This window comes from Streptomyces sp. NPDC059003 (assembly GCF_042740445.1).
GTDB lineage: Bacteria > Actinomycetota > Actinomycetes > Streptomycetales > Streptomycetaceae > Streptomyces.
Map to the genome: position 1 here is coordinate 1 of NZ_JBHYJH010000268.1, position 8,442 is coordinate 8,442.

The 8,442-nt window shown below is 73.5% G+C and carries 8 protein-coding genes; 5 read left to right on the top strand and 3 right to left on the bottom strand.

Annotated features, from left to right (window positions below; all coding sequences use genetic code 11):
• The coding region (locus ACFWZ5_RS42900) for a TRCF domain-containing protein (RefSeq protein ID WP_384892509.1) at positions 1-598 on the top strand (598 nt) is incomplete at its 5' end.
• Between the two features lie 51 nt (positions 599-649).
• Here ACFWZ5_RS42900 and ACFWZ5_RS42905 read toward each other — a convergent pair.
• Both ACFWZ5_RS42905 and ACFWZ5_RS42910 read right to left on the bottom strand, forming a co-directional pair.
• Positions 650-1,999 carry an SGNH/GDSL hydrolase family protein gene (locus ACFWZ5_RS42905; RefSeq protein WP_384801682.1) on the bottom strand — a complete coding sequence of 450 codons (1,350 nt, stop codon included), beginning with the start codon at positions 1,997-1,999 and terminating at the stop codon, positions 650-652.
• Between the two features lie 105 nt (positions 2,000-2,104).
• The gene (locus tag ACFWZ5_RS42910) at positions 2,105-2,545 is read right to left on the bottom strand and encodes a nuclear transport factor 2 family protein (RefSeq protein ID WP_384801685.1); all 441 of its coding nucleotides are present in this window, start codon (positions 2,543-2,545) and stop codon (positions 2,105-2,107) included.
• A 206-nt stretch (positions 2,546-2,751) separates the two neighbouring features.
• On the opposite strand from ACFWZ5_RS42910, the gene ACFWZ5_RS42915 reads away from it, so the two are divergent.
• Positions 2,752-3,471, top strand: a complete 720-nt coding sequence (locus tag ACFWZ5_RS42915) for an HNH endonuclease family protein (protein ID WP_384801688.1) — start codon at positions 2,752-2,754, stop codon at positions 3,469-3,471.
• Positions 3,472-3,564: 93 nt separating this feature from the next.
• Positions 3,565-4,356 (top strand): N-acetyltransferase, encoded by a 792-nt coding sequence (locus tag ACFWZ5_RS42920; RefSeq protein WP_384801691.1) that lies wholly within the window; start codon positions 3,565-3,567, stop codon positions 4,354-4,356.
• A 46-nt stretch (positions 4,357-4,402) separates the two neighbouring features.
• Here the strand turns inward: ACFWZ5_RS42920 and ACFWZ5_RS42925 are convergent, their stop codons facing one another.
• Positions 4,403-5,239, bottom strand: a complete 837-nt coding sequence (locus tag ACFWZ5_RS42925) for a hypothetical protein (RefSeq protein ID WP_384801694.1) — start codon at positions 5,237-5,239, stop codon at positions 4,403-4,405.
• Between the two features lie 401 nt (positions 5,240-5,640).
• Here ACFWZ5_RS42925 and ACFWZ5_RS42930 point away from each other — a divergent pair, with 401 nt between their 5' ends.
• Both ACFWZ5_RS42930 and ACFWZ5_RS42935 read left to right on the top strand, forming a co-directional pair.
• On the top strand, positions 5,641-7,791 hold the full coding sequence (locus ACFWZ5_RS42930; RefSeq protein ID WP_384801697.1) for an N-6 DNA methylase: 2,151 nt from the start codon (positions 5,641-5,643) through the stop codon (positions 7,789-7,791).
• Between the two features lie 118 nt (positions 7,792-7,909).
• A partial coding sequence (locus ACFWZ5_RS42935; protein ID WP_384892512.1) for a hypothetical protein occupies positions 7,910-8,442 on the top strand: 533 nt, incomplete at its 3' end.

An 8,442-nucleotide genomic window follows, 5' to 3' on the forward strand; every position in this document is an offset into this window, starting at 1 on the left:
CGGCGCGGGCAACCTGCTCGGCGGCGAGCAGTCCGGGCACATCGCGGGCGTCGGCTTCGACCTCTACGTACGCATGGTGGGCGAGGCCGTCGCCGACTACCGCAAGTCCCTGGAGAGCGGCGAGATCGAGGAGGAGCCGCCGCTGGAGGTGAAGATCGAGCTGCCGGTCGACGCGCACGTCCCGCACGACTACGCGCCCGGCGAGCGGCTCCGCCTCCAGGCGTACCGGGCGATCGCCTCCGCCAACACGGAGGACGACATCAAGGCGGTGCGCGAGGAGCTCACCGACCGCTACGGCAAGCTGCCGGAGCCGGTCGAGAACCTGCTGCTCGTGGCGGGCCTGCGGATGCTGGCGCGGGCCTGCGGCGTCGGCGAGATCGTGCTTCAGGGCACCAACATCCGCTTCGCGCCGGTGGAGTTGAGGGAGTCCCAGGAGCTCCGCCTGAAGCGGCTCTACCCGGGCTCCGTCATCAAGCCGTCCACCCACCAGGTCCTCGTACCCCGCCCGAAGCCCACGAAGATCGGCGGCAAGCCGCTGGTCGGGCGGGAACTGCTCGGCTGGGTGGGGGAATTCCTGGCGTCGGTCCTCGGGCAGTAGGGCCCGAGGGGCATAGGGCCCGGCGGTGTGCCGCCGGGCCCTGCCGGGCGCTCAGAGGGTGCGCAGGTCCAGGGCGTCGGCCATGGCCCGGTATCCGGTGTCGTTCGGGTGCAGGGCGTCGCCGGTGTCGTAGGCGGGCGCGATGCGGTCCGGGTCGGCGGGGTCGGCGAGGGCGCGGTCCAGGTCGACGACCTCGTCGTACGCGCCGGAGTTGCGGATCCAGTCGTTGACGGCGTCGCGCTTGGCCTCGTTGGCCGGGGTGTCGTAGAACGAGCCCTTGATCGGCGTCAGCGTGGCGCCGACCACCTTGATGCCGCGGGCGTGGGCCTGGCGGATCAGGGAGCGGTGGCCGTCGATGAGCTGGCGCACCGACACCTCGGGGGTGGGGCCGCCCGGGTAGTTCGGGCCGCTCGCGCCGATGTCGTTGATGCCTTCGAGGACGATGACGGTGCCGACGTTCGGCTCGCTCAGGACGTCCTTCTTGAAGCGGACGACGCCCTTCTCCCCGGCCCAGGAGCTGTCGTTGGTGACCTGGTTGCCGCCGATCCCGTGGTTGAGGACGCTGCGGGGCTTCCCGGCGGCGGCGAAGCGCTCGGCCAGCTCGTCGGGGTAGCGGTTGTTCGTGTTGGGGGTGGAGCCGTAGCCGTCGGTGATGGAGTCGCCGAAGGCCACCACCGAGTCCCGGCGCGCGGCCGCCTTGCCGCTGACCTCGACGCCGGTGAGGTAGTACCAGGAGTCGCTGGTCTCCGTGAACGCGGCGCCGTCGCGGTCGGCCGCGTGGTCGCCCTGGGCGCGGTAGCTGGTGGCGGCGGACTGCAGGTGGAAGGTGGCGGGCCCGGTCGGCTCCGCCAGGTACAGCGTGACGCTCAGCGACTCGAGCGCCCGCACCGGGAACGGCACGCTGTCGCTGTACGCGGTGGCGCCCGCCGGGATCGTCAGGGACTCCTTCCCGCCGAAGGAGAGCTCCCGTACCGAACCGTCCTCGACCGCCGCGCCCTTGGCCGTGCGGGCGATCGTCGCGCCGGATATCCGCAGCGGCGTCCTGCCGAACCGGTTGGACAGCTCGATGCGGGCCTTCGTGCCGCCCTTGCTGACGCGGACGACCTGCCGGACGGTCTGCCGCTCGAAGCCCTTCACGGACCAGTTCGGCCCGAAGATCTCGGTCGGGGCCTGGGGCGAGGCCGCCCAACCACCTTGCCAGTCACGGCTCTTGTGCGCGGTGTTCTTGTACGAGGTGTTCTGGTACGTGGTGGAGTCGTGCCCTGCCGCCGCCGCGCCGGAGGGGCCGGTCAGCCCCTGTGCGCCGACGACGGGCAGCGCGGCCAGCGTGGCCGTCGCGAGCAGTGCGGTGCCGGCGCGTCGCGCCGAGCCTTTGGAAGCCTTCCGCCCTGTCCTGTGCATACCGCCCCCAGTTCCCGTGTTCCCGTCCGGATCCTCCGGCGAGGTCACTGCACTCAAGCAGGGTGGGGCTCCGGCTATTCCCGTACGTCCGGGGGCGGGTGGGTGTCAGGAGGTGCAGGCCGCCGCGACGGACAGGCTGTTCTCGTAGAGGTGGTGCCGCGTGATCCGCCCGTCCTCGACGGTAAGGCGCAGCGCGAACGGCCCCTCGAAGGACTTCCCGGTGGCGCGTACGGTGCCGGACAGGTGGCCCATGACGATGGCGTCCTGCCCGGTGACCAGGTACGTGTCCACGCTCGCGCGGGCATCCTCGGCGACGGTGTGGCGCGCCAACTCCTCGGCCTGCTTGGCGCATTCGGCGCCGGTGGGGCGCGGGCGTATCCAGGGGACCACGGGGTTCTCGGCGAGCAGCCAGTCGACGTCGTCGGCGAACAGCTCCGTGAGCCGCGCGGTGTCGCGCGCGGCGGTCGCGGCGAGGAAGGCGTCGACGGTGGCGCGGGTGGCGGCTTCGGTGGCGGCTGCGGTGGCGTTGGCCTCGGTGGTGGTCATGGCTGAGAGCGTGGCACGGCGCCGGGGGACGGGCGATTACGTGAGAGGTAAGGGCCGGTCGTGCCCCCGGTGCGCTGGTGAGGCCTCCGTACGCCGGTCAGTTCCGCCGCTGAATCGATTTATGCTGGTGAAAGCCCTGGACTTGGGGTGAACCGGGGGCGTGCAGGGGATGTGAAGGGGAGGGGTGCGCCGTGCGGCATGGCGCCATGGTCAGGTCCGTATGTCTTCTCGGAGTGCTCGCGGTGGCCGTCTCCGGCTGCACCGGCGACGACGACAAGGACGGCAAGGGAAAGGGCGGGGCCAAGGGCGCGGAGCCCAAGGCCGGTTCGGCGCTCGCCGCCGTCGACTCGCTCACGGTCAAGGGCCGGGCCCCGAAGACCGGTTACGCCCGCACCCGCTTCGGCACCGCCTGGGCCGACACGGACTCCAACGGCTGCGGCACCCGCGACGACATCCTCAAGCGGGACCTGAAGGGCGTGACGTACCGCGACGGGCGCTGCGTGGTCGCGACCGGCAAGCTCGCCGACGACCCGTACAGCGGCGCCGACGTGGCGTTCGCGCGCGGCCGCAGCCAGGTCGACATCGACCACCTGGTCGCGCTCTCCGACGCCTGGCAGAAGGGCGCCTTCCAGTGGGCGCCGAGCAAGCGCATCGCCTTCGCCAACGACCCGCTGAACCTCCTCGCGGTCGCCGCCCGGCCCAACCGCAGCAAGGGCGACGCCGACGCGGCGACCTGGCTGCCGCCGAACAAGCCGTACCGCTGCGCCTATGTGGCCCGTCAGGTCGCGGTGAAGAAGAAGTACGGGGTGTGGGTGACGGCCGCCGAACGCGACGCGATGAAGAAGGTTCTGAACGGCTGCCCGGCGGAGAAGCTGCCCGAGGGCGGCAACCCGACCGAGGCGCCGAAGCGCTTCCACGCCCGCTGATCCGCCGCCCGTCTGCCCGCCGAGCCGGTCCGCCCCCTCTGCCGCGCGTTAAATCGCTGTCCCGACCTGTGCTTCCTCGCTAGCGTGCACCGCATGGACCTGGAGATCACGACCCTCGCCGCGCGCCCCGAACTCATGGGCCCGATGTGGGCCATGGCCGACACGTGGGCGGACTTCGTGGAGCACGACCCCGTCGCGTGGTCGCTGATGGGGCGGATCTCCGTGGACCTGGCGGACTACGTCCTGGTGGCCACGGACGAGCGGGGCGAGGTGGTGGCGCGGGCGTTCAGCGTGCCGTTCGCGCTGCGGGCCGAAGGGCGCGGCGAGCTGCCGGACGGCGGCTGGGACCAGGTCATGCTGTGGGCGTTCTCCGACCTCAGGCACCGCAGGGAGCCGGACACGGTCAGCGCCATCGAGGTCGCCGTCGTGCCGGGACTGCAGGGGCGCGGCGTCTCGGCCCGCATGCTCGCGGCCATGCGGGACAACGCGCGCGCCCGCGGCTTCGCCGAGGTCGTCGCGCCGGTCCGGCCGAGCGCCAAGCACCTCGAACCGGCCACGCCCATCGAGGAGTACGCGTTCCGCACCCGGGACGACGACGGCCTTCCGTACGACCCGTGGCTGCGGGTGCACGTCCGCGCGGGCGGCGTCATCGAGAAGGTGGCGCCGGTGTCCATGACGGTGTCGGGCACGCTGGCGCAGTGGCGAGAGTGGACCGGGCTTCCGTTCGACGGGACCGACGGGGGCGACGGGGTCGACGGGGCTGAGGCGTCCGCCGCCGACGGTCTGGTCGAGGTGCCCGGCGCGCTGGTGCCGGTGCACTGCGCGCCGAGCCGCGGCTATGCGGTGTACGTCGAGCCGAACGTGTGGGTGCGGCACACGCTCTGACCCCCGCGGTCGGCCGGTTGTGACCCGCGGCCAGTTGGTCAGCCGGTCAGCCGGTCAGCTTGTCGAGCTCGTCCTGGTTCTTGGGGTCGTCGAGGTTCTCGAGCTTGTCGAGGTCGAGCACGTCGCCCTTGGGCGCCGTCGCCTTGACCGGCTTGTCGTAGTCCGTGAACGTCAGCGTCTCGGGCTTCTTCGCGGTCTCGTTGACGACCTTCAGGAGATACGGCTTGCCCTCGGTCGCCACGTAGATCGTGTACCGGTCCTTGCCCTCGGACTCGTGCAGCGTGAGCGCGGGCGTGCCGTCGACGGTCGTCTCCTTGCCGCGGCGCGCGGTGGAGTCGACGCCCTTGAACTCCCCGAGGATCGTGTCGAGGTCGCAGAAGACGGCCAGGTCCTTGGCGTCGGAGCTCTTGGCGCTCATCTTGGACCAGCGGTCCGCCATCGTGTCGACCGCCGCCTTCGTGTCCTCCTTGGACTCGCCCTTGGCGTCGGTGCGGATGAACTCCGCGTCCGGCCGCATGTACACGGACGTGCGGTTGCCGATCAGGTCGAGCTGGCCCTGGCCGCCCACGCTCAGCGTGCCGACGCACTCGCCGCGGGTGCTGAGCGCGATGTCCATGTCCACGACGCTGCCCTGGCCGTCGGGCGTGCTGCCCTTGAGGGTGAGCGACTTGGCGCCGGTGGTCGCCTTCACGGACTTCGCCACGATGTCGGGGCCCGACAGGCCGGCGAACGGGGCCTTCGACTCGGTGGCCTTTCCGGTCTTCTTGCCGTCCTTGTCCGAGTCGCCGCCGCACGCCGTCAGCGTGACGGTCGCGGCGGTGGCGATGCAGAGCGCGGCGAAGGCGGTGCGGCGTGAACGGTGGGCGCGCGGCTGTGCGTGCATGAGGTCCCCCCAGGGAAGTTCGTGCGGAGCGCAACCATCAGACCAGAGTCTTGTGAACCGAGTCAACACGGTTCACAGTGAATGGGTAGTCAACGGCCGTGAAGGGGGCTGCTTCGCTCTGGTGAGTAAGCTCGACGCCACACACGGTCAAGGGGAACATCGTGTGCGGGGGTCACGGGATCACGGGGATCGCGGCACTGCGGGATCACGGGATCGCGGGACCACGGGACCACACACGGGGATCGAGCGATGAGGGGCGGCCAGTGACGACCAGCGGGCCTACGGGGCCGGGGGATGACACGACGGAGGCGACCGGTGCGCGGGGGGTGCGCGACACGGCACAAGAGGCACCGGCGGCACCAGCGGCCCAAGCCGCGCGGCCGGCGCGGACGCCGCACGTCGTGCGGCCCAGACGCGCGCCCAAGGCCCCCGACGCCACCGAAGTCACCGCCGCCGGAATCGCCCGCCTCGCCGGAGTCGGCCGCGCCGCCGTCAGCAACTGGCGCCGCCGCCACGCCGACTTCCCCAAGCCCGTCGGCGGCACCGACACCAGCCCCGCCTTCGCGCTCGCCGAAGTCGAACGCTGGCTCCGCGGCCAGGGCAAGCTCTCCGAAGTCCCCCTGCGCGAACGCGTCTGGCAGCAGCTCGCCGGACACCCGGCGGGCCCCGGCACCGCCCTGCTGCACGTGGGCTGCGCCCTGCTCCTCGTACGCGACCGCCACCCCGACTGGCTCGCGGTGAGCGCCGTGTCCGACGCGCGGATGGCGCGGCTGCTCCCGGGCGTCCTCGACGACGTGCTCACCCCGCGCTTCGGCGCCGGGGCCCGCGCCCGCGCCGTCCGGGTCCCGTCGACGCCCGAACTCCTGCCGTCCGTACCGCTGCTGCGCTCCGCCGCCGAGCTAGCCGCCGAGCTCGGCGCGCACAAGGCGTACGAGTTCCTGCTCGGCCGGCACCTGGACGCCAACCCGCGCCAGTACACCCTCACCCCCGCGGGCCCCGCCGCCCTGATGGCCGCGCTCGCCGCGGCCGCCGGGCCCGCCCGCACCGTCCTCGACCCGGCCTGCGGCACCGGCGCCCTGCTGCGCGCCGCCGACCTCCGCCCCGGCCTGCACCTGTACGGGCAGGACAGCGCCCCCGACCTGGCCGCGCTCACCGCCCTGCGCCTGGCCCTCGGCTCCGACGCCGCCGTGCGCGCCGCGGCCGCCGACACCCTGCGCGCCGACGCGCACCCGGACCTCGCGGCGGACGCGGTCCTGTGCCACCCGCCGTTCAACGACCGCAACTGGGGCCACGACGAGCTCGCCTACGACGCCCGCTGGGAGTACGGCCTGCCCGCCCGCACGGAGTCCGAACTCGCCTGGGTGCAGCACGCGTTGGCGCGGCTGCGCGACGGCGGCACCGCCGTGCTCCTGATGCCGCCCGCCGCCGCGTCCCGCCGCTCGGGCCGCCGCATCCGCGCCGACCTGCTGCGCCGCGGCGCCCTGCGCGCCGTGATCGCGCTGCCCGCCGGTGCGGCACCCCCGTACCACCTGCCGCTGCACGTCTGGGTCCTGCGCAGGCCGGGGACCGGGGCGCCCGCCGCCTCCGAAGCGCTGCTCGTCGAGGCCGCCGGAGCCGTCGAGGACGCGTCCGACGGGCGTGACCCGCGCGCCTGGCCCGCCGTGCAGGACGCCGTGCTCGACGCCTTCCGCCGCTTCGAGCGCGACGGCACCCTCGACGAGATCCCCGGGCTCGCCCTGTCCGTGCCGGTCCTCGACCTCCTCGACGACGAGGTCGACCTGGCGCCCGCGCGCCGCCTGCCGCCCCGGGCCGCGGGCGGCGGCGCCGCCGAACTGCGCGACGTACGCGAACGGCTCGGCGCGACCCTGCGCCTGACCGCCGACCTCACGCCGCCGAGCGCCGAACAGGGCGCGCCGGACAGCGCCCGCTGGCCGCTGACCACCGTCGGAGAGCTCGCCCGCGCCGGCGCCCTCACGATCCGCACCTGCACCGGCGACACCGCCCCGCAGGGCGTGCCGGTCCTCACCGACCACGACGTCCTGAACGGCACCGCGCCCACCGCCGCGCCGCCCGCCCACCCCGACGACCCCACCGCGCCCACCGGCCCCCACCACCCCGCCGCGCCCGCCGCGTGCGCGGACCCGCCCGTCCTGACCGCGCCCGGCGACGTCGTGCTCCCCGTGCACGGCGGCACCACCGCCGTCCGCGTCGTCGACGACGCCACCGCGGGCGCCGCCCTCGGCCGCGGCCTCGCCCTGCTGCGCCCCGACCCGGCCGCGCTCGACTGCTGGTTCCTCGCGGGCTTCCTGCGCGGCACCGCCAACAACCGCCAGGCGAGCAGCTACGCCTCCACGTCCGCCCGGCTCGACGTGCGCCGCCTCCAACTGCCGCGCCTGCCCCTGGACCGACAGCGCGGCTACGGCGAACGGTTCCGCGCCCTCGCCGCCTTCGAGGACGCCCTGCGCCACGCGGGCCGCCTCGGCGAACAGCTGGTGCGCGGCATGTACGACGGACTCACGGACGGCACAGTGGCACCGGGGGCGCCGGACTGAGACATACCGCGTGACCAGTACGACAACGGTTCGGTACAACCAGAGTCGGGCCGGCCGAGTCGGCCTATACGCTCAAACGAAACCTCAACTGTCCGTCCTTCAGGCCCCTGGAGCAGCCATGCAAGGCCACGGCTACGCGCCGCCGCCCCCACCGGACCCCGCCGCGGGCTCACCTGTGACGCTGCGCGTGCTGTTCGTGGTGCTCGCGGCCTTGACGTGCGGCTTCCTCGCGTGGGCCGCGATGCTGCGGCTCGCGCTCGTGACGCGCAAGGTGCGGGACTGGGTGCTGTTCGCGGCCGTCGTCGCCATCGAGGTCGTGGCCGTCGTGCTCATCGGGATCGACCAGGGCGAGGAGGAGTTCGCGGCGCCCGGCAACGCGGGCATGACGATCCTCGTCTCCACCGTCGTCCCCGTGATCGCCTACTACCTGACGATGGACATCCGCCACTTCGCGCGCGTCGGCCGGGACCGGCTGCCGTACCAGCAGACGCAGTTCGGCCAGACCCCGTACGCCCAGACCCAGTTCGCCCAGACGCAGTTCGGCGGCTACGCCCCCCAGCCCCAGCCCCCGCAGCCGCAGCCCCCGCAGCCGTCGTACGGCTACCCGGCGCAGCCCGCACCGGCCCCCGCGCCCGCCCCCGCGCCGACCCC